Genomic DNA, 23,514 nt, shown 5'->3' with positions numbered 1-23,514 from the left:
GGAATGCATATTAATGATACATCATATTAATAAACCAATAAATCAAGCGAGCTATGAAAGCGAAAAATGTGCAACTGATTGTATGCGCAGAGGGCTCGCAAAACTTAGGGCCCGGACGCATCGCAAGTAATCCTGTACCTGCTCAAATAGGCAGACAAAGGGAATTAATTACTATTCAAAAACCTGCTCCGGCAGTCCGAAATTCCAAAACGAAATTTAATTAGAACGCATCTTAAAAATAGGTTTGCGTTAGTGTTTTCAAGTATTCGAAATTTAGCCGAGGCGCTTGAAGCAGCCCATACCTAAGGAATTACGGGCAATTCAAGCAACGAAGGAAAAAGAGCGTTGACGCAGAAAAGACGGCAAAGGTATTTTTGAGATGAGTTTTAGAAAGGATAACCGATTGCGAGGTTGATAGCCACTTTTTTGGCAGGAATATCAAATCCTATCGAATCGTAATAATCGCGAATTTCTTGTTTGTATGGTCCATCCAGTGCCGGGTCATATAAGGGGTAAGCAGCGTCTACACGTAAAATAAAGTAGCCGAAGTTGAGCCTTAAACCCGCACCGGGACCTACAGCAAGTAACTGCATAAAATTGTCGAATCGAAACCTGGAATGAGGTCGGAACGGGTCAACTTTAAGTGTGAAGGTATTTCCGAAATCACAAAAACGGCGCCTTCTAAAATGGAAATAATATCAAAACGGTATTCCAGATTAAACTCGAGTTTTAAATCGGCCACCTGATCTACACGGAGGAAAGTTGTGGTGTCATAATTTACGTAACCACCCGGACCAATTTTACGAACGGTAAATGCACGAACACTATAGGCACCACCGGTAAAAAATTGTTTTACGTAGGGAATTACTTCTGTGTAAAATGGGGAGGCGGTATCTTTTACAAATGTATATGGTGACGCAATACCAAATGCAGCTCTTGATACTAGTACATTTTTAGGATTGAAGTTGATATAGGAGCGATAATCGGCATCCAGGCGCATAAAGTCGGAAAACGGCAAATTAAGCTCAATTGAAGAACGCAAATAATGGTCGAACTTATGATAGCCTGTTGGCTGCGTATTTAGGATGAAAGTATAACCGCCACCCATAATCACCTGCTCTTCAAAACTTTGTTTTAATAAAGGATTTTGATTGAGTTCTTCCTGAAATGCATCGGAAATTTGTGGTACTTTAACAATATTAATTGTAGGTATCGGGAATTTAATGATGTGCTGTTTTTGTGCTTTGTCTTTTCTGGTATTTTCGAAAATAGAAACTGCATATTCGAAAGATGTATTATATAGCGTAAAATCTGTAATTTGATTGATATAATTAAAATTTAATTTAAAATCTGTTTTAGGGAAATATCGTTTTGGAACATTAACCGGAGCAGGCCAAAAAAATCGGGGTAATGATAATGATAATCCTGTTGCCAGTTCGGAGGTATTGATAAATGTTTGTTCTCCGCCTAATTGTGTTTCGATACCACCTTTGATATTAAATTTTAAGATGTCGAGACTGTGGAACAGATTTTTTTGGGAGTAAGATAAATTTAATGAGTTACCCAAAAGATAATCGGATGTGGTGCTGGCGTTTATTTCATAAGCTACAGTCCTTACCGGTAAAGGGTCGAGGCGGATTTGTAAATTAAGAAATTGGAGATAAGATGTTGAATCCCACATTTCATCAGCCTGAATAGTAACATATTTAAATGCACCAAGCGTGGAAAATGAAGCCACCGTTTTTTGAATGAGTGAATCGGAATAATAATTTTCAGGATTGATAAAAATATTATTGGCAATGGCCTGAGGATTATAATTATCGGGCGAGTTAATTAAATAATAATCGGTGCGTAATTTCTTTCGCTTTATGCGTTTGATGTCACCACCCTGAGTTACAATTAATTGAGGGCTATAAACGGTATCTTTTTCTAAAAAGTAAATCAATAATTCCTTTTTGGATAAATCGTTATTTTTATAGGCGGCAACTTTAGTTTTGGCCTCGGCACTGGTATCAGTACGAATATACTTGGTAAGTTGGTCTTTTTTACTTACTCGTTTTATAACCGCACTATCTACAAAATGTATGGCGTAATCAGGCACAATACCTTCATTATAATCCAGTGAAGCATTGGGATAAACATAAATATTTTTGATAGCAAAAATATGATGCACAGTATCACGCACAGGGTTACTTATTTTTACATAAATATCAAGCGAATCCACGCCTGATGCGGTGTCTACATCAAAATAAATATATTCTTTCTGGAATCGGTAATAACCAACGTTACGCAAATTGGTGCTCAAACGGTTGCGTTCTGCTTTCAATAAATCTACATCAATAGGCTTACCTTTTGCCAATTCGCTTTTAACCGGTATTTGATTAATTTTATTTAATAATCCCTTGTCGTAAATTTCATAATAAACATTTTTCATCCGATATAAAGTGCCTGGAGCAACTTCATAAACTACGGTACCATTTTGTTTTATACTGTCATATCGAACCGTTGATGTTACAGAATTATAAAAATAACCACGGTTGTAAAGGAAATTACTCATACGAACCTCGGTTTCTTCCATTTTTGTGTCATCTATAAGCTGCGGTTTTTCACCGGCTTTATACATTAACCATTGCCTGAATCGAGAGGTGTCTGATGCCAGCGGTTTAATATTTTTCAATAGCGTATCGTAATCAAATAAAAATAAAAAACGGGTATCATATACTTCCTGATATTTAATATAATGGTCAATTGCTGTATCACCCAAAACATATAACCAGGTTTTTAACGGAAATACCCCAAGTGTTTTTTCATTTGCCTCGAGTTTACTGAGGTCGATCAGGTCGTCTGTTAATGCAGCAGAATCAACATCGGCAGGTAATGTTGTGCGGAAGTTAACCTTGCTTTCTTTGTAGAGATATTCGTTATCTCTAAGATATTTAGTAGCATTACATCCTGAAATTACCGGCACGAGAACTGCCAGCACAGTAATTACCTGAAGTATAGTTTTAATATGTTGACGAAAGCTCAAATTAACCATCTAAAAAGCCTGAAACTTAAAAAGTATCGCCAAAATTATGATGAATTTATCATAGAAGGCGATAAATTAATCACAGAGGCACTGTTGGGAAACGTTGAATTGAGGCGTTTAGTTGCGACAAACCAATGGTTAGCGTCAAATAAAATCCAATTACCACAACATTTGGTGGTTGAAACAGTTACTGAAAAAGAAATGCAGCAAATTTCATCCCTATCAACATCTCCTGATGTTTTAGGCGTTATGAAGAAAATGCAGTTTGATATTCAATCATTTACACCGGAAAATAATTGGGCTTTAATTTTAGACGGCATAAGCGATCCCGGGAACTTCGGAACAATTATCCGCACTGCTGAATGGTTTGGTATTGAAACGATTATATGCAGCGTGGATACAGTTGAATTATACAATCCCAAAGTGGTGCAAAGTTCGATGGGCAGCCTGTTTCGAACAAAGGTATATTATACCGATTTACCTGCATTTTTATCTCAATATCCGAATCTGGCAATAGCGACCACGCTCAAAGGTCAAAACATTTATTCCTGCAATTTTAAAAAATCCGGATTTCTGGTAATTGGCAGCGAATCGCACGGCATTGGCGATAATGTATTGAAGTTATGCTCAATGGAAGTTAAAATACCGGCAATAGGTAAAGCAGAATCGTTAAATGCAGCAGTTGCCACCGGAATTGCCCTAAGTGTGATAAAAGGCCGATAAATTACTCCTTGATATACATATTCGGGTCTTCACCTTTTTGTTTCGGCGTATTATCGGGAGCCTGTTTCATTTCCCTGTCGAACACTTTTTCCTTAAAATGCCACATGCCTTTTTTGAAGTAAAATCCCACATAAGTGCCATCAGGAATATATGTAAAGTAAATGCCTTCCGACATTGGGTTTTCCGGCCGCAGGTAGGAAATGATAATCATTTCTTCCTTATCATCATAGTTGACAGTTGGCGATGCATCCTCCTTATATTCAATAATGACGCGGGTTTTAGGGTCGGGGTCATCTTTATATAAAAACATCGGATAGCCAAACATCGGCTGACCCATTTTATCAAAAGTGAGTACGTCTACCAGTTTTTTGTTACTAAACATATCATTGGCATCCCAGCCAAACAACATGTAGTAAGTATTGTTTTTATAGGTCTTTTTTACAATGTTATAATATAAACATCCGTACCAGCTATTATTCGAAAGCAGGGTATCCTCGGGGTTTTTAACAAACAAACTCATGTCAATTAGGGGATACATTTTAATTTGGGCACTGTTCATTTGAATCGTGCCAAAATAGCGATGCGACATGTCTTTCATGGCTAATTGCCAGGTTATTATCCTGAAGGAATTATCATTGGGTTTTACAAATGAAGCCGTTTTAATGGAATCGAAAGGGTAGAGGTACGAATTTTCAATGAGTAAGGCCTGCTTCATTTTTTTGAGAAACTGAATACATGCGGCTTCTCTTATTTCCCAGCTTAAGCTTTGCACCATTGAATCTCCCAGAAATTGCAGGGTATCTTCATATTGCTGCAATTTGAGCAAATTTTCAGGTGTAATGCCCTTGATCTCGGGCTGTTGAGCCTGAGCGTAACCGCTTATAAAAATAAAAAGGCTGAATATTATTATTCGTAGTTGACGCATATTGATTTGGTTGCAATAAAAATGCCCGAGTGTAAAACTCAGGCATATAAATGACTTTTTTAGCGAATTTATTGTGTCAGAACTGTTTATAATCTACATTTCTGTAAATTTTTCAGTTTACATTCTTTCAATCACAATAGCACTTGCACCACCGCCACCGTTACAAATACCGGCACAACCATAACGTGCATTGTTATTTTGTAACGCACTTAACAGCGTAATGGTAATACGTGCTCCTGAGCTACCAATCGGGTGACCAATGGATACGCCACCACCGTAAATATTGGTTTTGTCGTGACTAATACCCAATTCTTTCATATTTGCTAATGCTACAACAGCAAAAGCCTCATTAATTTCAAAATAATCAATATCACCAATGGTCAAACCTGCATCAGCAATAGCTTTTGGCATTGCTTTAGCCGGTGTTGTGGTAAACCATTCAGGTGCTTGCTGCGCATCAGCGAAAGCCAAAATTTTAGCTAAAGGTTTAATACCCATTGCTTCCGCACGTTCTTTGCTCATTAATACCACTGCCGAAGCACCATCGTTGATATTTGAAGCATTTGCAGCAGTAATGGTTCCGGTTTTTTCAAAAGCAGGTGCAAGTGAAGGTACTTTGTCGAATTTCACTTTCGTAAAATCTTCATCTTCACTAACCACTATCGGGTCACCTTTTTTCTGAGGTATAACTACAGGAACAACTTCATTTTTAAAATCGCCGTTTTTCCACGCTGCAGCAGCACGTTTGTAGCTTTCGATAGCGTAATTATCCTGGTCTTCGCGACTGAAATTGTATTCGCGGGCACAGGTTTCGCCGCATGAACCCATGTGTTTGTTGCCATAAGGGTCCCAGAGACCATCTTTTATAATACCATCCACCACTTCACTATTGCCCATTTTGGCTCCCCAGCGCTCTTTGGTGAGGTAATATGGCGTATTGCTCATACTTTCCATTCCTCCGGCAACCACGATATCACTCATGCCAAGCATAATTTGCTGAGCACCAATCATAATGGCTTTCATACCTGAAGCACAAACTTTGTTTATAGTTGTAGAATTAACCGTATCTGGCAATCCCGCTGCTAGCATCGCCTGAGTAACCGGTGCCTGACCAATATTGGCCGGTAACACATTACCCATATACACTTCCTGAACATCTGAACTCTTGATTCCGGCACGTTCAACTGCGGCTTTAATAACATGAGCCCCAAGTTGTGGTGCGGTTAAAGTTGCTAATCCACCACCAAAACTTCCAATCGGTGTGCGGGCAACTGATACGATATAAACTTCTTTCATATTTAGTAAGGTTATTTAAATTTCGCCGCAAAGATAGTAATATGGTTAAGAACAGTAGTGATATTCAATTAGTTCGATGTTAATTAAATTGGGCAACCACTGCTTATTTTATTCAATTATCGCAGCTTACTTTGTTGAGTAGTGTAGATATTCCTTCCTAAAAATCCTTTGTACAAACCAATTATATTGGTTCGAATTCAGGTTTTATCCTTTGAAATTGGATTCTTCCTTTTAAAAAATAAAATAAGTAGACAAGAAAACATTAAACCGGGTAAAACTGTGCATAATAAATATGCTTTCCAGTTAAAATACATTGTCCATGACGATGGAATATAATCCCGATGGCTGGAAGTTACAATAATTATAAAACGGTTGAACATCAAAACGGCCTGACTCAAAAGCATTACGATAAACGAAAAAAAATAGTTTTGCCTGATCGGTTTAATAAACATTAATATTATTGCGAGTAAATAAAACAAACTATACCCCCAATAGCCATACCAATATTTCCCAAACAGTCTGTCATTTTTTAGAAAAGCCTGATTTTCATATTCATTAGCTGAGTTATTTAAATAATACATTTGATAAGTGGAAAATAATTCTCCAAGTAAAGCTAATATTGCAGCTAAAATGAATAATCGGATGTTAAATATAGCCGATTTTTTTAAGACATCTGAACCAATAAATTGAGGTCGTTTGAAACTTAACAATAAAAATACCAGGCATGCAATTATATTCAGGTTTATTAAATAATGCCCAAAGGTTGTAAAATAGACAGCGTGGAAGATATTAATAATCAATTGTATAGGAATAAAATGTATAATTTGTAATGCCAAATATAACATTATTCCTTTTGGCGTAATAAATGTCTGCTACGTTGCCTAATACGCTACAAGCAAACTAATATAATTTATTTAAATAAGACAGTGGTAAAAATGTTTACATAACATTTTATGCATTCAAAATAACTCTCGGAATATTATCTCCCGCATCATCCCCGATTATATCATCAGTAGAATCAATGCAACAGATAATATTCCTCCCCATAAGAGTTTGAACCAAATTACAAATTGTTCGTCCTTGTTTGCCGGACTTTGATTTCTTCGGTTAGGCATGGCCTTGAATTTCATGTATTAACGCAACCATGCTAAAATTGTTGCTTAATGAATTGTTAATAAGTGTAAAAAGACTGTAAAATGACAATACAACTGTCAGCTATAACTATAGACAGTTTCGTGCGCAAAATATTGTAAAGCGAGGATTAAATAATTACCCGGTCAATTAAATTTGCACCAAAGCGATAAGGTATTTCAGCTAAACTTTCAATGGGTTTTGTTATGATTAAACGCGCTTGTTTTCCTTTTGCGATGGAGCCCACTTTATTGCTGAGTTCAAGCGCTGCAGCACCGTTTAAAGTTGCTGCATTAATGGCCTCTTCAGGTGTTAATTTCATTTGTATGCAAGCAAGTGCTACAACAAATGCCATATTGCCTGACGGGCATGAACCGGGATTAAAATCACTTGCTAACACGATAGGTAATCCTGCATCAATTAATTTTCTTCCGGGTGTGTATGGTATCTGAATAAAAAACGAACATCCGGGTAAAGCAACAGGTAATGTATTGCTTTGTAATAAGGCATTTATTTCGGCTTCTCCCAAATGTTCCAAATGATCAACACTAATGGCATTATTTTTAATTCCGGTTTGTATGCCTCCGGTATTGGTAAACTGATTTACATGAATTTTTGGTTTGATATCAAATTCCGATGCAGCAGCTAAAATTCGATCGGTTTCTTCATTGGTAAAATAGCCTTCTTCACAAAATACATCACAATAATTTGCTAATTGTTCATCAGCAATTTTTGGCAACATTTCATCAATAATTAAATCAATATACCCGGAGCGATTATTTTTATATTCTGTTGGTATTGCATGTGCACCTAAAAAGGTAGCTTTTATCTCGATTTGATTTTTCTCTTTTAATTTCCTGATTACACGCAACATTTTTAATTCTGCTGCAGTAGATAATCCATAACCACTTTTTATTTCAATTGTTCCCGTGCCAAGCTGAATTAGATGTTCTAAACGTTCCTGCGCTTTATCAAATAATTCGCTTTCATCCATTCCCCGCATTTTAGCCGCTGATTTTATAATGCCGCCACCGGCAGCAGCAATGTCTTCGTAAGTTTTGCCTTTAATCCGCATGGCAAATTCTTCAGCGCGGTTGCCGGCAAAAACAAGATGTGTGTGACTATCTACCCATGCGGGTAACACCATTTTTCCTGATGCATCAATTTGTGTGCAATTCATTTCAGGTATGGTATCCATTGTGCCAAAATCAGCAATCAAACCGTTTTCAATCAATAGCCACGCGTTATTGAGATGCGGAATCGTTGCCATTGCTTTACCACGCAAAACCACACGTGTTCCGTCGTCTGTCTGCCAAAGCGTTTTAATATTACTAATCAGGGTAGCTGCCATCAGTTGCAAATATCCGTGAAATCGCTGTAAACAGAAAAAAATAACCTGTTCTGCGTAATTTCGCACTTATGGCGGGGAACTCTTTTGGAACTTTATTTCGAATCAGCACTTTCGGTGAATCGCACGGTGTGGCCCTTGGTGTTGTTATTGATGGCTGCCCTCCGGGTATTCAGCTTGACCTCGATTTCATGTATAATGAAATGGCAAGACGCAAGCCGGGGCAGTCGAAAATTGTTACACAACGGCAGGAAGCTGATGCATTTGAGATTTTAAGTGGTGTTTACGATGGCAAAACTACCGGAACGCCTATCGGAATTATAATTCGTAATGAGGACCAGAAATCAAAAGATTACGCCCATTTAACAGAGAATTATCGTCCAAGTCATGCCGATTTTACCTATGACCAAAAATATGGTTTTCGCGACCATAGGGGTGGGGGTAGAAGTTCAGCAAGGGAAACTGCCGCACGCGTGGTGGCAGGCAGCATCGCTAAACAATTGCTTCAACAGTATGGAATTACTGCTCAGGCATATGTAAGTGCAGTGGGTGATATTGTGCTGGACAAAAATTATCAGGATTTACATCTTGAAAAAACAGAAGATAATATTGTTCGCTGCCCCGATGAAGCAACAGCACAAAAAATGATTGAGCGTATTGCTGAAGTAAAAAAGCAAGGTGATACAATTGGCGGGACAATTAATTGTGTGATTAAAAACGTTCCTGCAGGATTAGGTGAACCTGTTTTTGATAAATTACATGCAGCTTTAGGTCAGGCCATGTTGTCGATAAATGCTGCAAAAGGATTTGAATACGGAAGTGGGTTTGAAGGAACAAAAATGTTAGGTTCCGAACACAACGATATTTTTGAAAAAAATGCGGAAAGAAAAATAGTTACAAAAACAAATCACAGTGGTGGTATTCAGGGCGGCATCAGCAACGGAATGGATATTTATTTTAAAGTTGCATTTAAACCGGTAGCAACCATTTTGCAACCACAACAAAGTGTAAATAATTTGGGTGAAACGGTAATTGTTGAAGGTAAAGGCCGTCACGACCCATGTGTATTACCCCGCGCTGTACCTATTGTTGAAGCAATGGCAGCTTTGGTAATTGCTGATTTTATGTTATTACATCGCACATATCAAAAATAATTTTCTTAATTAATTATTTATGCCTGAGCAAGCAATTTCCGAAATCTGGATAATAACAGGAACCTCTTCCGGTTTAGGAAATGCCATTGCATTAAATGTGTTGCAAAGAACAGGTGCTTTAGTTTACGGATTTGCGCGAAAAAATACAATTACACACAAAAATTATTTTCATCAGCAAATTGATTTATCAGATTTTAATTTGGTAAATTCTATTCAGTTGCCTGAAATTCCTGCTACAGTTAAACATCTTGTTTTAATAAATAATGCAGGTGGTTTAGGGGAGATGTTATTTGCAGGCAAGCTCGAAAATCATATTATTAATTCAACTTATACGCTCAATATTGTAACACCACATATTTTATCGAATCAATTTTTGAATCAATACGGTGAAATAACTGATATAAATAAATGTATAATTAATGTAAGTTCCGGGGCAGCCAAAACACCGTATGCCGGATGGAGCATTTATTGCTCAACCAAGGCTGCAATTGACATGATGACCCTTTGTCTAGTGCAGGAACAGGCTCAATTACCGAAATCACAATCCACCCGAATTTTTGCGCTTGCACCGGGTGTTATCGATACCGCAATGCAAGCGCAAATCCGCAATGCCGATGAATCGGGATTCACTGCAAAAAATAAATTTGTTGAACTGCATAAAAATCAGCAACTTTATAATGTGCACGATGTAGCCATAAGGTATGTTCACCTTGCCTTAAACATCGATAGCACGCAGGAACCCATTCAACGCGTCACACTATGATACCCTTTGTATGCTCATTTTTATTTTTATTTCCGCCCGAACAAATTGAGGCTGATTTAATTATTACCAACGCAAAAATTTATACAGTTGATTCTACTTTTTCAATGGCGCAAAGTATGGCTATTGATGATGGAAGAATATTAGCTATTGGTAAAAACGAAACAATAGCGGAAACATATTGGTCGCTCAACGTTGTCGATTTAGAAGGTAAAGTTGTATATCCCGGATTTATTGATGCACATTGTCACTTTTTACAATATGGTATCGAACAATCGTATACTGATTTAACAGGAACAACTTCGTTTCTTGAAGTAACCGAAAAAATTAAAAAACATGATATTAGTAAAACAGGTGGTTGGGTAATTGGCAGAGGTTGGGATCAAAATGATTGGGAAATAAAAGAATTTCCAACAAAAGAAGCACTCGATAAATTATTTCCAAATACACCGGTGTATTTAATGCGTGTAGACGGGCACGCAGCATTGGTAAATTCAAAAGCACTTGAATTAACCGGTGTAACGCCTACAACCGTTATTACAGGTGGTATTGTTGAAGTAAAACAAGGTGTTTGCACCGGTATTTTGTTAGATAATGCTTTGGAGTTAGTAACGAAAAAAATGCCGACAAAAAGTAAAACATTTTTGCAAAATGCTGCCATGCTGGCACAGGATAATTGTATGGCTGTAGGTTTAACTTCTGTGCAGGATGCAGGGTTAGATTTATGGGAAATCCAAAACCTGAAGATGATGGATGAAAACGGCAAATTGCAAATGCGCTTATATGTAATGGCAAACCCGAATCAAAAAACATTTGACTATTTCAGTGCTTCCGGAAGTATTTATACAGAACATTTTCACGTTAATGCATTTAAATTTTATGCCGACGGCGCATTAGGCAGCAGAGGAGCAGGTTTATTGCAACCGTACAGCGATGATCCGGGTAATTATGGCATTTATTATTACAGTTATGATTCGTTGCTTGCAGGAGCACAAAAAGTGTATAATATGGGCTTTCAAATGTGTACACATGCAATTGGTGATTCTGCCAACAGAATGGTGTTAGATGTATACGGAACAGTGCTCCAGGGAAAAAATGATTTACGCTGGCGCGTAGAACACTGTCAGGTGGTAAATAAAAATGACATCAAAAAATTCGGCATGTATAATATCATTCCTTCCGTTCAGCCAACACACGCAACAAGTGATATGTATTGGGCAGATGAACGTTTAGGCGCGAGAATTACCGCTGCTTATGTGTATAAAGACTTATTAAAACAAAACGGATTTATTTTAGATGGAAGTGATTTTCCGGTTGAAGGTATTAACCCTTTATTTGGATTTTACGCTGCAGTGGCAAGAAAGGATCAAAAATTATTTCCCAAAGAAGGATTTCAAAAAGAAAACGCTTTAACGCGACAAGAAGCATTAAAAGCAATGACCATTTGGGCCGCATACGGAGCATTCGAAGAAAATGACAAAGGCAGTCTGGAAGCAGGTAAATTCGCCGATTTTGTTGTTTTAGATAAAGATATTATGACCGTGCCGGAAGCTGAATTGTTTGGTGTGAAGGTGTTGTATACCTATATTGGTGGGGTTCTTGTGTATAGTGGCAAATAATGACTCCTAAAAGGCTTTGATGGAATTAAGATTTACATTGCAGCAAGCAGATTATTATGATTTTTACAAATCGCATTTTTGGGCCAGAATCAAGTCCAGACTTGTGTATTTGATTGTTTTGTCGCTGATTTTTGGTTACTGTTTAGGTTACCAACTAAATTCAACCTCATGGTTGTATTTTGTTTATGCCGGGTTACCTATTGTTTTATTATTACTCATTTATTATCTATTCCCTGTTTGGTTGGCAATGCGTAAACTTAATAGTGCCCTCAGACAAAATCCTGATTATTTCGAAACAAAAACAATGTTCATTTCACCTTCCGGAATTAAATTCCTTAGCGGCAATAATGAAGTTTCTGTAGACTGGAATGCCATAAACAGAATCGAATTAACTCCGAAATTTATTTTACTGTATCATACTGATATAAAAGTATTCCTAATCCCAAAGCGCGCTTTCGATTCAGAACCGGAATTTGTGCAGTGTGGTTTAGAAGTAAAAAATTATATAAAAGCATCATTAGAAGTTACGCATGTAAAATGATGAGTAAGTATTTAAATTATTACATTTATATCCCGCATTTGAAACCAAATGTTTAACAAATAAATACTAATATATTTTATTACACAAACTGCATTTATACTCCTTATAAACGCTTTCATCTCGTGCGAATTTTCCAATTTTAATTTCTGTTTTTAATTGAGCTATAAACCTGGTTGATCCGCATTTTTTACATTGTGCGGTAGCGTTTCCTTCAACAATTTCAAGCTTAACGGGTTTTGCCGTAATATTAAGTTGAAGGTTTCTTTTTCGTAATTCTGCATCAATTTGAGCTTGAGAACCAGGCAGAAATTCATTATATCTGTAGAAATAAAACAGATGCAATTCCTGATTACTTAGCTCCTTCAGAAATGAAGATAGTTTAGTTGCCATACTTACTAAATATCGTCACTACAGCAATTAGATTGTTACTTCATTAATCATGATAAATCAACATCGGTACATTTTCATGAAATACCAGTTTTTTGGTAACGCTGCTTTCAAAAATATCCAGCCAATAAGTTTTTTGTTTTATTACAACTAATAAATCAATGTCGTGGTTTTTAACATAGTAATCAATACCATCTGTTACATTTACATTATCTACTAATTCAAAGGTGATGGAACGGTTATTTGCTTCGGTTTTGTAGCGTTCAATAAAATCGCTGATGATAGCATTTTCAACCTCTACATTACTATTATGCACATGGAAACATTTTATAACAGAACTCAATTGTTCTGATAAACTAAGTAAACGCGCAATTACTTCATTATCGTTATAAGTAAGGTCGGTAGCAAAACCAATTTTATCGATTGAACGGAAATTATAATCTTCAGGAACAGTAAAAACGGGCACCTTGCTTTTTTTAATAATTGCTCCTACATCACTTCCACCTAAAAAACGTTTAATGCCGGTAGGCTTTTTGGCACCAATTACAATGTAACTCGCATTAATTTCATCTGCAGCACGGGCTATTTCATCCCCAACAAAACCCATGCGTAATATGCCGTTAACCCGAACTAATTCAGGGTAATTGCTTCCGTATTGATCCTGGAGGTCGGTTTTAAACTGTCGCAACCTGTCCTCAACTGCGGATTCTGTAATATTTATCAGTTCTTCCGACAAATCGCCCATGCGGGTTTCATCGGCAGTTGCATAGTTTAGTGGAACCGGGTAAATATGCACCAAAGTGATGGTTTCGTTGAGTTTTTTGGCCAAATCGAGCGCAAAACCAAAGGTTTTGGCTGAATGTTCACTGAAATCTGTTGGAAAGAGTATGCTCATAACCTGTATTTTGAAGTAAATTTACTGCTTAAAAGCCTTTAAAACAGTGATTTTTACTGCTATTTTAAAATATTTTTAATAAACCTGTAACTTTTTACCCACCTAATTCGCCATATAGTCGGATGACACCAAAAGAATATAACGAGACCGTTGATACGTGGGCTGATGGTGTTTACCGATTCATCCGCAAGAGTTTAAAAAGCGATGACGATGCCCGGGATATCGTTCAGAATGCTTTCGAGATTTTGTGGAAGAATCATGAAAATGTTCAGTTTGACAAGGCGAAAAGTTATTTATTCAGCACGGCTTATCACAATATGATCGACCATATCCGCAAACATAAAAGGATGGATTACGTTGAAGAAATTGATGAAGCAGCCAAAGGGGGAACAGCAGAAGTGCAGGTAGATGTTAAAGAAGCGATAGAAAAAGCACTGCAAAAGTTACCCGATGTGCAAAAAAACTGTGTGTTGCTGAGAGATTATGAGGGATACAGTTATGAAGAAATAGGAGAGATGCTCAATTTGAGCGAGAGTCAGGTTAAAGTTTACATTTTCAGAGCGCGTCAAAGCCTCAAAGAATATTTAATAAGTATACATCATTTAATATGAACATTAATATCAATAATTACGAAGAATGGATGATCGATTACATTGAAGGTAATCTTTCTGCTGCACAGGAAAAAGAACTAAACGAGTTTTTAGTTTTTCATCCTGAGTTGAAGGCTGAACTCGAATTATTCAGTGCAACAAAATTACAGCCTGATATGCATGTTGTTTTTGCAGATAAAAACAGTCTGAAAAAAGAAACGGCCGGTCGCGTAATTACCATGTTTAGCTGGGTGAAATATTCAGCAGCCGTTGCAGCCGCAATTATGGTGTTTGTTGGTGTGCGTTTGTATAACGGAAATAATAGTGAACAACAAATGGCTATAAAAAAATATAACTACGAAAATACAACTGGTCAATATGCATTTGATAGAAATGTAGATAGCATAAATGAATTACCTGCTGTAAATGAACAGCCAAAAAATAATGATAAACAATTTGCTAATCAGGAACAGGATAATACCCCGATAGAAAAAAACAACAATCCCGAAAAACAAATTAAACGCGAAATCAACCCGATACAAAAAATTGATTACGCTAAAGCAATTCAATTAAAGTTAGAACAAAATAAAAATAATAATCAGGAATTAATACCGGAAACTGTTGAACCTATTTATGCAAATAATGCTCAGATAAATCAACCGGTTAAGGTTACTAATGTTACTGATATTTCATTGAACGATAATAAAACAGTGGTTGACTGGTGGATTGATGCAGTTGCTATTGGTGATGAAGTTGGTGCAGTTATTGAAGATGTTAAAGATTATGATTTAAATCCAATTAAACCATTTTTGAAAGATGATAAAGCTGCAGAAAAAGTAAAAACAAAAAATATCAACATATTAGGATTCAATTATTACAGTAGAAAAAAATCAAATAATTAACACAATTAAATACAACGTTATGAAAAAGTTTATGTTAATGGCAGCAATTTTGATGGGAGCAATTATTGCAAAGGCTCAGGTTCCGCCTCCACCACCACCTCCACCGCCTCCGGCAAATCCAACAATTAAAATTGAAGAGGATAAAGTTACGATTGTTACACCTGAAGGGAATGTATATATAATCTATGATGAAAGTATCACAAAAAACGGTGTAGTACTCGACCCGGAATCAACTGATTTGCGTGAAGAAATGGAAGATATTCAGGATGAATTAGCTAATATTCGTGCAGAAAATATCACACTCAAAATGGACAGCGAAGAGTATGCTGAGTTGTTGGAAGATCTTCAAGAGTTAGAAGGTGAATTAGGATTTCTAGGTTCAAGTATGACTCAGATAGATACTTTACCAGGTGATTCAACTTCAATCACAATCGGTAACTGGCGATTAATTGTACACGAAGAAGGTGAAGATGATGAAGATGTTGACGTTAGTTTTGGTAAAGTGCCAGAAGTGGAAGAAATTGATGATCACTATGTAGATGTGTTTGATACCGAATGGTGGTTATTTGATATGGGTTACAATACTTTCTTAAACAGCGATTATAAAGTTCAGGTAGATGAACCATATGCTGAAATGGAAGACTTACATGGCTGGGGAAGTTTTGATGTTAACCTGCACGTGTTCCGTTCAAGAGTAAATATGGCTAAAGGATATTTAAATTTTAATTATGGATTGAGCTTTGAATGGCACCACTTCCGTTTCGATAATAACTTTTCAATATTACCGGATGTGGACACCTTCACTATCAATACCGAAACTTTAGAATACGAAAAAAATAAATTTAATACCACACACTTAGCAGTGCCGCTGTTAATTGGTTTCGAAACAAAACCATGGGATACTGAAAACAGCTTCCGTATGCAATTTGGTTATAGCCCGGCATTAATGTTACGCGGTAAAACAAAATTGAAATACGACGGTGAAAAAGATATTGAAAAAGATGATTTTAATCTTGCTCAATTCCGTCACGAAGTAAATTATATCATTGGATATGGTGATTTCAACCTCTATGCCTCATACGACTTAACCAGTATGTTTGCAGAAGGTGAAGGACCTGATTTGCATCCGTTTTCAGTAGGTCTGGTTATACGACGCGGGTTTTAAAAATTCTTCTATATAGGTTTGGTCAACTTAAAGGCAGGGTAGCAATATCCTGCCTTTTTAATTTGTGCTCAATTCGTAAAAATTTAGGAAGGCTCAGCCGGAAGATGATCATGTGATTCAAATTCAAAATCCTCTTTCGTTTTTCTATTTCCAAATCCCATCATGGCATTCCACAATGCTGCAACAAAAAAACTGGCAGTTACCAGCCAATATCCAAACTTCATCTTAAAATCAATATTCAGGTCAATATTTAATTTACTGCCTGAATCATTTTGAGCTTCTGCAATTTTGATTTTAAATCTAGCATCATGGCAATCAAACAAATAAACCCAATAGTGGCAATTATGCTCACTAATTTATAATTGGTGCGCAATTTTTTTACTGCCATTAAAATTAATCCGATAATAGCGGCAATAAATGCATTTAATGCAAAAATGTTCGGGTCGTAACGTTCTGCTTTTTTTTCTTCTTTATTTTCAGTAGAGTCATTATTTACAATATTTAAATCTTGCTCATAACCTGTCACCAACTCAATTCCCTTAATAGTATCCAATTGCTGACCATTACAATTTACTTCTGTAAACGTGAGAAAAAATCCTGCAAATGCAAGAATAAAAGTAACAGGAGAGAGGAAGCTAAAAGTTTTATATTGCATAAAATGATTTTTCCGTAAATATGTTATTTATTCTACTTGTTTTATTGTTTCGTAGTGCTCAACATCCTGAATAATTCCATTGTTGGTTAGCACAATTTGACCTATTTCTTTGGTACGTTTATTTTCCCAAATTTCAATTCCGTCAAATTTATCACCGCAGCGATTGTATAATTTCCCGCCATCTAAAATTAATTTCCCTCCGGGTTTAATTATTACTTTGGCTTTTTCCGGCAACGATACATCACATCGTATCGTTAAAGTTGCCCCTTCGCGAATTTCTATATCTCCCCATAAATCTTTTCCGCCATCCCAAATTAATTGTTCGTATTTATATACCACCACTTTTTCAAACGGGTGATATTCGCACCACAATGGGAGTGTGTATTGCCTTGCGCCATCTTTTTCTCTGAAAAAAGTATATTCCATACGGCCAATCTGGCAAGGGGTTACAGCCAATTGATTCCAATTATAATCCATCATGTTGTTGCTGATAACACCATCGCAGGGTGCTTTACCGGTTTCACTCCAGCAACCCGGATTTCGTGGTGTATCTTCACAACCATCATCCCAATTCCAGGTATGATTTAATCCAAAACTATGACCTAATTCGTGATTTAATAATTTAGAGAGGAAAAATACATCATGTGTAAAAGGACTACCATCGTTGCGATATTTTACGGTAGTAAATTGATTATACATACTAAACAATTTAATACTACCTATAAATGAAATTCCCGATAACGTTGCACCACCATATGTAGGGCTATCGATACTGTCCGGAACATGTTCAATTAAAAAAATATTGATAATTGAATCACCGCCAATTTTATATTTATCGATTACTGTTTTATCGCTTAATGAATTCGGTCCTTTTTTCGCACTGCGATTCCAAAATGCTAATGAATCATCTTTATGGAAATAAATGGCATCTTCACCTGTAGTTGCATCTTTTTGTAAAACGATGCGCACAGGAATCGGAATTACCGCTGTTTCATTTTGTTCAGGCAAATTCATTTTCTGATTTCCTCCCCATCGAATATTACTTTGACGTACGAGTTCTCTGATAAAATCGCGACCTTGTGATTCCGAAAAACTGCCGGTACCATCACTTCTTTGCATGATATGAAAATTAACACGAACGTACCGAATGGGTGTTGCATTTAGATGATTAAGGTCTGCAACATAACTAATGGACTTCTTACACAAAGGGTCGTGGGGCGGAATTTCCTGTGTTTGGATATCAGTTTCCGATGCATATCGAATGATAATTCTATTGCATGAACTTAGAATAAATACTACTAAAATGACAAAAAGGTGCTTCACTGCCTTGTTTTTAACGTAAATTTGTGCCTCTAAAATACAAGATTAATTATGAAAAAATATTTTGCTGTATTAACAGTGATGGTAATGGTTTTAACAACTGCCTGTGATAAAAAAGGCAAGGAACTTAAAGAAATTGATGAGATGGCAACTCAAATGGACAGCGTTTTAAAGGCTAATCCGGTATTGGGTGTGGAGCAAAAAGTGGAAGCGGAGCAGTTAATTGATGAGTATTTAGAATTCGTAAATCAATATCCTAACGATAGTTTAAGTATTGAATTTTTGATGAAATCGGCCATGTTATATCATGTAATGCCCGATTATGGCAAAGAACTGGCTGTGTTAGAACGTCTGGTAGCACAATATCCGGAGTCACCTGCAGCGCCACAGGCTCTTGCAATTGGGGCACGTGTTAGTGAAGATAATTTGCGTAATTATGAGCAGGCAAGAGTTTACCTGAAGCAAATTCAGGAGAAGTATCCTGAGAGTCCTTATTCGGTGAATATTGATTTGCAAGTTGAATACGTTGGTGATGCTGAGGGTTTGCTGGAAGCCATTATGGAGCGCACCGGTGTTAAAGCGGATACTGTTTTTGCACCAAAAGATTCAATTGATGCTGTGAAAAAGTGACCGGCCAATTAATTTTTGCAATTCCTCTTTTCTAATATTCTGATATAATCGTCCTTCACGGGCGTAACTGATTTCACCGTTTTCTTCTGAAACGATAATGCAGGTAGCATCGCTTTGTTCGGTGATGCCAACACCACTACGATGACGCAAACCCAGTTTTACCGGAATATCGGGGTTATCGGAGAGCGGCAATACACATTTAGCGGAAGCCACTTTATGGTCAGCAATTATAAGCGCACCATCGTGCAAAGGACTGTTTTTAAAGAAGATACTTTCGATGATATCCTTGGTAATAGCGGCATTAATGGTAATCCCTGTATTTTGATAAAATCGCAATTGTGATGTTTGGGGGATAACAATAAGGGCTCCGGTTTTGGACTGGCTCAGCGACATAATTCCTTCGGTGAGTTCTTTTACTTCCTTTTGGTTATAATCGCCGGTACGTATTTTTTTGAGGCTGAGTGCGCTCCAGAAGTTCGCTTTTCTGAAATCGCTACTTCGTCCCACGTATAAAAGAAAGCGCCTTATTTCAGGTTGAAATACGATCAGCACCGCAATTACACCTACGCTGATAAAAGAACCCAGGATTTCGCTCATCAGCTTTAATTCAAGGGCTTTTGCCACCAAACTCAATACGTAAATAACCAGCAACCCTATAAAAATGGTGAACGCTAAACTACCTCTTACCAAACGGTAAAGCTGAAATAATATAAATGCAACCAGCAGAATATCGATAATATCCACCAAAGTCAGGTCCAGGAATCCAAGGCTCAACAACATTTGCATGGGGTAAATTTAAACTAAGCAGGTGATATTCAAAAATGAATATCAGATACATTTTTGGTTAGTTTAAATTAATATTTTAATAATTAGTTCTAAAAGTTATGAATATAACTACTGATCTGATTATGTTTTTCATGTACATGATTATTTCTTCCACTGCCAATAAATATAAGGATATATCGGAAATACGGTAGCTTGCCAGGCATCTACATCTGCGAAGTAGGCATTTATGGAAGTGAGCTCGATGCGCAAATTGCGTAAAATACCAAATCGATTTTGATAAAACGGTGCAAACCGGGCACCGTAAGTAAACATGGTTTTTCTTGGAACATTTTCGAGATAGGTTAATGTTGCACCATACTGATAGGCAATGTGATAACTTATCCAATCTGAAGGGCGATAATCAATACCACCTGCATAATTAATATTGAAGGCGTTGGTAAAATCCTGATAAATATAATTTGAAGTATCGTTGTTTAGCATGGTTAAACCTTTCATGTAGTCGAACCCTACCGACAAGTTTAAAAACCAGTCGTCGTTTATTTGATAACTGATAGCCGGTTTCAAATGAAAATAGGCTCCACTTTCAGTTACAGTTATGTTTGGTGTTTCAAACCGTTGCAAGGTATCCCAGAAATAAATGAACATTGCTTCAACGCCAATGGTTGGAATTTTATTTTCCTGTTCATTAAAACGATACCTGAAATTTAAACTTGGAATTGGTTTTTTCAACTCTGTAAATGAGCCATACAGCCATGGCAATAAATCAATTTGCATGGTTAGATGGTCTGTTAAACCATAAAATGCCCAACTTGGAAACGGCAGTGTTTGCCACGATTGGCCATAAATCCATTCGCCTTTTTGTAAAGTATAAGGAGTAACACAATCAACAGGATGCAGATAGGCATCATCTTTCAGCGAATTAATTTTATGCGAGCTACTGTCATTTTGTGCCTGAAGCGGTAAAAAGAAAACAGTCATGCAAATCATCGTGCATAACTGTTTCACAAAATTGAGTTTCGATATATTCATTAATTTGCGAATGAGTAATTCAGCAATTATACGCCAAATTGCGAAAGGTGATGATTTAAATGTTTATACATCATATTATTCCACTCAGTAGCATTTAATTTTCCGAATGAATTGGAAATTTTTCCATCAAATTCTGCAGCACCTAATTGTTGGGTTTGTTGGATATGATTAATCAGGCGTTCTTTTTCAATATTAAAAACACGCTCATCTTTAATTAAAAATGCTGGTGCAGTTGGCGAGTTTTGTTTGTAAGGTTTTTCATTTGTTACAATATTTTTTACAAAGGCTTTTAGCACTAACCCTGTAAAAAAATTTGGTTTTGGATGTTTATCCGTATATACCATTTCATAAGTAACATTGCAATGTGCCAGCATTTGAGCAACATGCATTTTTCCCCATTGTGGTTGGGTTTCAGGGGTTAATTGATTGATGCGATTAACTATTTGATCAGCAACTTCTTTTGTAAAAATATTGGGTAAAGCCATAAATTTGATTTTGCGCAAATGTAAGCAAATCAAATAAAACCGACATGAAATAAATCAGTTCATTCGTTTTATCAATTCGTTTAATTTGTTGGCAGCCTGATGCACCTTTTCGTGATGACGGCGCACATTGCGAATATATAAACCCAATACTAAAAAGAGTAATCCGGCCAGTATGGTTATTACTTTCATAACATTGGCTACTTTTTGTGCTGTAGAGGAAGTTATTTTATAAAAAATAATTTCTCCATCTATTAAGCTACTGCCGCTTACTGCCAGATTAATTCTAAATAACGCAACAAATATGGCAAGTCCGAACAGAAAATAGCATGTAAATTCAATAGTTAAACGCAATACCCTTTTCGAATAAAAGGTAAGCATGTGCTGGTTGAGCGAATTGTAGACTGTGGTCAATTCCGCTTTGGTGGGATTGGTATTTAAAGGGTTAACAGGTTCCATTTTTCTTTTTTTATAAAGCTACTGCAAATTCGTTTCATTGTGTAAATGCCGGGCACTAAATTTTGTCCATCATCTCAATTTCCATATCTGCAGGAAATAATCCAGGGAATAACAAAGGCGCCACCACCATCGGGTAGTTGACATAATATTGCATTAATATACCTTCTTTTTTAGCGATTAATAACTTTTTCCCAATCAAATCATCCGTTATCAATTTCAATGTTTTGTCGGAGGTTGCTGTAATGCGCATGGCATCCGGTTTACTGATTTTGCCTTTCAGAAAAACATCTGTCAATAAATATTTTGCTTCAGTCCGCATTTTTTCTCTTGAAACCATCAGGTCCACAAAATTGCCGATGCGCTTCACCATATTTTCTGTTTCCAGGGTTCGGAGCATAAACTTAACCTGACCGAGGGCTGTGTTCAGATAAAAAATGCAAAATTCGATGAGGTATTTGTTGGATAAATTGCCTCTGCCATCCATTGCATTGATACGTTTTAAGCCGGCATTGTGGAGTTTTTCGATGAAGGTAGACTTGTTCCTTGCCAAACCGCGACTTAAGCTCCACAATCCTGCGTTGTTTAAATTTTCGAAGTGAATACAAGCTTCTGCATACAAACGCGCAATACGATCGTTCTCACTAGCAAAAGGTTGAATCCAAAGCAGCCGCTGATGTGCCACGGCAATGTTTACGATGCGGCGGATTTTAGATTTATTTGCTTTGGCGCCGGGATCATAAGCATTTTCAAACTCACTCATAAAAAACGGCAAACTCCCAAAATAAGGCGACATGCCTTGTCCAAACGCAACATCCGTTTCGCGATAATGGCCTGCAATTTTTTCTGTAATTATTTCGGTTTTCAGTTCGTGTTGTTCCCCAATTGTTTTGAATGTATTGAGATAATCTTTATGTAATTTTTTCAAAAATCCCGCTGAAGCAGGTATGTCGTCATTTTCTGGATTGTCTAAAATCAACCGCAAATTTGTGCGCACCTGATGTTCAGCTTCCAGTTTTAATTGCCTTAAACGGGTAGGGGCTTCTGCCGATAATTTGCCATCAAAAAAATCCTGCACTTCCTCCGGCAGCAAATTTTCATCGTGTAAAACACCTTTGTAATATCCTTCCACCGGCACTAAAAATTGTCTGATTGCATCACGTGTAATCGGGTTGCCAATGGCATTTAAGGCAGCAATTTTTTCGAGTAATTCTGTTGCCAGGGTTTCAATTGTTCCCGCAGCATCATCCGGAAAAAAAGGCTCCATTGCTTCGGGGGCGATATACAAATCCATTTGTTTTGACATGCGGCAAAGATATGTTTCCGCTGGTAATTCCGAATAGTAAAATAGCGGCAAAATCAATGTTATCAACCGTTTTGGAGCAAATGTGGATTTCTTTTTCCGATGGTATATTCGCTGCTATTTCCGATAGATATTCCGGCTATTTATCCGATTGTAATTCCGAAGCTAATTCCGATAATAACTCCGGTAGTAATTCCGATGGTTATTCCGATAGGTATTCCGGTTGTAATGGATTGGATATCAATGTGTTATGAGGTAGATTAAGAAAATTGTCCGGCATGTTTTCCGGTGACTACTGGAAAGAATATTTCCAAGAAGCTAAAAGCCTTGTTGGGAGCGCATTTTAGGGAGGAAATGAAGAGCGTTTTGGTTCTGTTGTCCGGCTCAAA

At 36.9% G+C, this 23,514-nt stretch carries 25 protein-coding genes; 10 read left to right on the top strand and 15 right to left on the bottom strand.

What is annotated here, in order from left to right:
* Positions 1 to 386: 386 nt before the first annotated feature.
* Together IPI65_19970 and IPI65_19965 are read right to left on the bottom strand one after the other, a co-directional pair.
* Complete coding sequence (locus IPI65_19970; GenBank protein ID MBK7443708.1) at positions 387 to 593, bottom strand: hypothetical protein; 207 nt, start codon at positions 591 to 593, stop codon at positions 387 to 389.
* Entirely contained in the window at positions 575 to 2,983 is a 2,409-nt protein-coding gene (locus IPI65_19965; protein ID MBK7443707.1) for a BamA/TamA family outer membrane protein, read from the bottom strand. Before IPI65_19965 ends, IPI65_19970 begins: the two co-directional genes overlap by 19 nt.
* A gap of 27 nt (positions 2,984 to 3,010) precedes the next feature.
* Here IPI65_19965 and IPI65_19960 point away from each other — a divergent pair, with 27 nt between their 5' ends.
* Positions 3,011 to 3,751 carry an RNA methyltransferase gene (locus IPI65_19960; GenBank protein MBK7443706.1) on the top strand — a complete coding sequence of 247 codons (741 nt, stop codon included), beginning with the start codon at positions 3,011 to 3,013 and terminating at the stop codon, positions 3,749 to 3,751.
* Between the two features lies 1 nt (position 3,752).
* Here IPI65_19960 and IPI65_19955 read toward each other — a convergent pair whose 3' ends face one another.
* From IPI65_19955 to IPI65_19945, 3 genes are all read right to left on the bottom strand, one after another.
* On the bottom strand, positions 3,753 to 4,676 hold the full coding sequence (locus tag IPI65_19955; GenBank protein MBK7443705.1) for a hypothetical protein: 924 nt from the start codon (positions 4,674 to 4,676) through the stop codon (positions 3,753 to 3,755).
* Between the two features lie 117 nt (positions 4,677 to 4,793).
* Positions 4,794 to 5,972, bottom strand: coding sequence for an acetyl-CoA C-acyltransferase (locus tag IPI65_19950; GenBank protein MBK7443704.1), 1,179 nt, complete (start codon positions 5,970 to 5,972; stop codon positions 4,794 to 4,796).
* Between the two features lie 1,261 nt (positions 5,973 to 7,233).
* Entirely contained in the window at positions 7,234 to 8,454 is a 1,221-nt protein-coding gene (locus IPI65_19945) for an imidazolonepropionase (protein MBK7443703.1), read from the bottom strand.
* Positions 8,455 to 8,522: 68 nt separating this feature from the next.
* On the opposite strand from IPI65_19945, the gene aroC reads away from it, so the two are divergent.
* The 4 genes from aroC to IPI65_19925 are packed head-to-tail and all read left to right on the top strand — an operon-like array spanning position 8,523 to position 12,525.
* A complete protein-coding gene (aroC, locus tag IPI65_19940) occupies positions 8,523 to 9,605 on the top strand; it encodes a chorismate synthase (protein ID MBK7443702.1) in 1,083 nt (360 codons plus the stop codon).
* Positions 9,606 to 9,624: 19 nt separating this feature from the next.
* Positions 9,625 to 10,368, top strand: a complete 744-nt coding sequence (locus IPI65_19935) for an SDR family NAD(P)-dependent oxidoreductase (GenBank protein ID MBK7443701.1) — start codon at positions 9,625 to 9,627, stop codon at positions 10,366 to 10,368.
* On the top strand, positions 10,365 to 11,984 hold the full coding sequence (locus tag IPI65_19930; GenBank protein ID MBK7443700.1) for an amidohydrolase: 1,620 nt from the start codon (positions 10,365 to 10,367) through the stop codon (positions 11,982 to 11,984). The genes IPI65_19935 and IPI65_19930 overlap by 4 nt, the downstream gene beginning before the upstream one ends.
* Positions 11,985 to 12,003: 19 nt before the next feature.
* Positions 12,004 to 12,525, top strand: a complete 522-nt coding sequence (locus tag IPI65_19925) for a YcxB family protein (protein ID MBK7443699.1) — start codon at positions 12,004 to 12,006, stop codon at positions 12,523 to 12,525.
* A gap of 66 nt (positions 12,526 to 12,591) precedes the next feature.
* On the opposite strand, the gene IPI65_19920 is transcribed toward IPI65_19925, so the two are convergent.
* Positions 12,592 to 12,915 carry a hypothetical protein gene (locus tag IPI65_19920; GenBank protein ID MBK7443698.1) on the bottom strand — a complete coding sequence of 108 codons (324 nt, stop codon included), beginning with the start codon at positions 12,913 to 12,915 and terminating at the stop codon, positions 12,592 to 12,594.
* 43 nt (positions 12,916 to 12,958) lie between these two features.
* On the bottom strand, positions 12,959 to 13,807 hold the full coding sequence (locus IPI65_19915) for a universal stress protein (protein MBK7443697.1): 849 nt from the start codon (positions 13,805 to 13,807) through the stop codon (positions 12,959 to 12,961).
* 122 nt (positions 13,808 to 13,929) lie between these two features.
* Here IPI65_19915 and IPI65_19910 point away from each other — a divergent pair, with 122 nt between their 5' ends.
* The 3 genes from IPI65_19910 to IPI65_19900 are packed head-to-tail and all read left to right on the top strand — an operon-like array spanning position 13,930 to position 16,464.
* A complete protein-coding gene (locus tag IPI65_19910) occupies positions 13,930 to 14,418 on the top strand; it encodes an RNA polymerase sigma factor (GenBank protein MBK7443696.1) in 489 nt (162 codons plus the stop codon).
* The gene (locus IPI65_19905) at positions 14,415 to 15,299 is read left to right on the top strand and encodes a hypothetical protein (GenBank protein ID MBK7443695.1); all 885 of its coding nucleotides are present in this window, start codon (positions 14,415 to 14,417) and stop codon (positions 15,297 to 15,299) included. Before IPI65_19910 ends, IPI65_19905 begins: the two co-directional genes overlap by 4 nt.
* A 19-nt stretch (positions 15,300 to 15,318) precedes the next feature.
* A complete protein-coding gene (locus tag IPI65_19900) occupies positions 15,319 to 16,464 on the top strand; it encodes an outer membrane beta-barrel protein (protein MBK7443694.1) in 1,146 nt (381 codons plus the stop codon).
* An 83-nt stretch (positions 16,465 to 16,547) separates the two neighbouring features.
* Here IPI65_19900 and IPI65_19895 read toward each other — a convergent pair whose 3' ends face one another.
* From IPI65_19895 to IPI65_19885, 3 genes are read right to left on the bottom strand one after another with little or no spacing between them, the layout of a single operon-like run.
* Positions 16,548 to 16,688: a hypothetical protein gene (locus IPI65_19895; GenBank protein ID MBK7443693.1), complete on the bottom strand. Its 141-nt coding sequence runs from the start codon at positions 16,686 to 16,688 to the stop codon at positions 16,548 to 16,550.
* 26 nt (positions 16,689 to 16,714) lie between these two features.
* Positions 16,715 to 17,119: a hypothetical protein gene (locus IPI65_19890; GenBank protein ID MBK7443692.1), complete on the bottom strand. Its 405-nt coding sequence runs from the start codon at positions 17,117 to 17,119 to the stop codon at positions 16,715 to 16,717.
* A gap of 27 nt (positions 17,120 to 17,146) precedes the next feature.
* Positions 17,147 to 18,442 carry a hypothetical protein gene (locus tag IPI65_19885; GenBank protein ID MBK7443691.1) on the bottom strand — a complete coding sequence of 432 codons (1,296 nt, stop codon included), beginning with the start codon at positions 18,440 to 18,442 and terminating at the stop codon, positions 17,147 to 17,149.
* Positions 18,443 to 18,490: 48 nt separating this feature from the next.
* On the opposite strand from IPI65_19885, the gene IPI65_19880 reads away from it, so the two are divergent.
* The gene (locus IPI65_19880; protein MBK7443690.1) at positions 18,491 to 19,069 is read left to right on the top strand and encodes a tetratricopeptide repeat protein; all 579 of its coding nucleotides are present in this window, start codon (positions 18,491 to 18,493) and stop codon (positions 19,067 to 19,069) included.
* On the opposite strand, the gene IPI65_19875 is transcribed toward IPI65_19880, so the two are convergent.
* The 5 genes from IPI65_19875 to IPI65_19855 all read right to left on the bottom strand — a co-directional run bounded on the left by IPI65_19875 (position 19,046) and on the right by IPI65_19855 (position 23,128).
* Positions 19,046 to 19,849, bottom strand: coding sequence for a TIGR00159 family protein (locus IPI65_19875; GenBank protein MBK7443689.1), 804 nt, complete (start codon positions 19,847 to 19,849; stop codon positions 19,046 to 19,048). The genes IPI65_19880 and IPI65_19875 overlap by 24 nt on opposite strands.
* Positions 19,850 to 19,996: 147 nt before the next feature.
* Positions 19,997 to 20,860: a hypothetical protein gene (locus IPI65_19870; GenBank protein MBK7443688.1), complete on the bottom strand. Its 864-nt coding sequence runs from the start codon at positions 20,858 to 20,860 to the stop codon at positions 19,997 to 19,999.
* Between the two features lie 50 nt (positions 20,861 to 20,910).
* Positions 20,911 to 21,369, bottom strand: a complete 459-nt coding sequence (locus tag IPI65_19865; protein MBK7443687.1) for a DUF1569 domain-containing protein — start codon at positions 21,367 to 21,369, stop codon at positions 20,911 to 20,913.
* Between the two features lie 54 nt (positions 21,370 to 21,423).
* The gene (locus tag IPI65_19860; protein MBK7443686.1) at positions 21,424 to 21,825 is read right to left on the bottom strand and encodes a hypothetical protein; all 402 of its coding nucleotides are present in this window, start codon (positions 21,823 to 21,825) and stop codon (positions 21,424 to 21,426) included.
* A gap of 55 nt (positions 21,826 to 21,880) precedes the next feature.
* Entirely contained in the window at positions 21,881 to 23,128 is a 1,248-nt protein-coding gene (locus IPI65_19855; GenBank protein MBK7443685.1) for a Fic family protein, read from the bottom strand.
* Between IPI65_19855 and IPI65_19850 the strand changes: the two genes are divergently transcribed.
* Positions 23,122 to 23,379 (top strand): hypothetical protein, encoded by a 258-nt coding sequence (locus IPI65_19850; protein MBK7443684.1) that lies wholly within the window; start codon positions 23,122 to 23,124, stop codon positions 23,377 to 23,379. The genes IPI65_19855 and IPI65_19850 overlap by 7 nt on opposite strands.
* Positions 23,380 to 23,514: the final 135 nt, after the last annotated feature.

It is taken from the genome of Bacteroidota bacterium, from assembly GCA_016706255.1.
Taxonomy (GTDB): domain Bacteria; phylum Bacteroidota; class Bacteroidia; order Chitinophagales; family BACL12; genus UBA7236.
Note: the sequence above shows the minus strand (reverse complement) of the source record. Positions and strands in the feature narration are given on the sequence as shown.

Excerpts from the sequence above, each read along its gene's own strand:
- IPI65_19960 (MBK7443706.1), top strand. The coding sequence starts at position 3,011 with ATGTTGACGAAAGCTCAAATTAACCATCTAAAAAGCCTGAAACTTAAA.
- IPI65_19945 (MBK7443703.1), bottom strand. The coding sequence starts at position 8,454 with ATGGCAGCTACCCTGATTAGTAATATTAAAACGCTTTGGCAGACAGAC.
- IPI65_19915 (MBK7443697.1), bottom strand. The coding sequence starts at position 13,807 with ATGAGCATACTCTTTCCAACAGATTTCAGTGAACATTCAGCCAAAACC.
- IPI65_19955 (MBK7443705.1), bottom strand. The coding sequence starts at position 4,676 with ATGCGTCAACTACGAATAATAATATTCAGCCTTTTTATTTTTATAAGC.
- IPI65_19880 (MBK7443690.1), top strand. The coding sequence starts at position 18,491 with ATGAAAAAATATTTTGCTGTATTAACAGTGATGGTAATGGTTTTAACA.
- aroC (MBK7443702.1), top strand. The coding sequence starts at position 8,523 with ATGGCGGGGAACTCTTTTGGAACTTTATTTCGAATCAGCACTTTCGGT.
- IPI65_19860 (MBK7443686.1), bottom strand. The coding sequence starts at position 21,825 with ATGGAACCTGTTAACCCTTTAAATACCAATCCCACCAAAGCGGAATTG.
- IPI65_19970 (MBK7443708.1), bottom strand. The coding sequence starts at position 593 with ATGCAGTTACTTGCTGTAGGTCCCGGTGCGGGTTTAAGGCTCAACTTC.
- IPI65_19905 (MBK7443695.1), top strand. The coding sequence starts at position 14,415 with ATGAACATTAATATCAATAATTACGAAGAATGGATGATCGATTACATT.
- IPI65_19890 (MBK7443692.1), bottom strand. The coding sequence starts at position 17,119 with ATGCAATATAAAACTTTTAGCTTCCTCTCTCCTGTTACTTTTATTCTT.
- IPI65_19895 (MBK7443693.1), bottom strand. The coding sequence starts at position 16,688 with ATGAAGTTTGGATATTGGCTGGTAACTGCCAGTTTTTTTGTTGCAGCA.
- IPI65_19910 (MBK7443696.1), top strand. The coding sequence starts at position 13,930 with ATGACACCAAAAGAATATAACGAGACCGTTGATACGTGGGCTGATGGT.
- IPI65_19950 (MBK7443704.1), bottom strand. The coding sequence starts at position 5,972 with ATGAAAGAAGTTTATATCGTATCAGTTGCCCGCACACCGATTGGAAGT.
- IPI65_19920 (MBK7443698.1), bottom strand. The coding sequence starts at position 12,915 with ATGGCAACTAAACTATCTTCATTTCTGAAGGAGCTAAGTAATCAGGAA.
- IPI65_19865 (MBK7443687.1), bottom strand. The coding sequence starts at position 21,369 with ATGGCTTTACCCAATATTTTTACAAAAGAAGTTGCTGATCAAATAGTT.
- IPI65_19900 (MBK7443694.1), top strand. The coding sequence starts at position 15,319 with ATGAAAAAGTTTATGTTAATGGCAGCAATTTTGATGGGAGCAATTATT.
- IPI65_19935 (MBK7443701.1), top strand. The coding sequence starts at position 9,625 with ATGCCTGAGCAAGCAATTTCCGAAATCTGGATAATAACAGGAACCTCT.
- IPI65_19855 (MBK7443685.1), bottom strand. The coding sequence starts at position 23,128 with ATGTCAAAACAAATGGATTTGTATATCGCCCCCGAAGCAATGGAGCCT.
- IPI65_19930 (MBK7443700.1), top strand. The coding sequence starts at position 10,365 with ATGATACCCTTTGTATGCTCATTTTTATTTTTATTTCCGCCCGAACAA.
- IPI65_19875 (MBK7443689.1), bottom strand. The coding sequence starts at position 19,849 with ATGTTGTTGAGCCTTGGATTCCTGGACCTGACTTTGGTGGATATTATC.
- IPI65_19925 (MBK7443699.1), top strand. The coding sequence starts at position 12,004 with ATGGAATTAAGATTTACATTGCAGCAAGCAGATTATTATGATTTTTAC.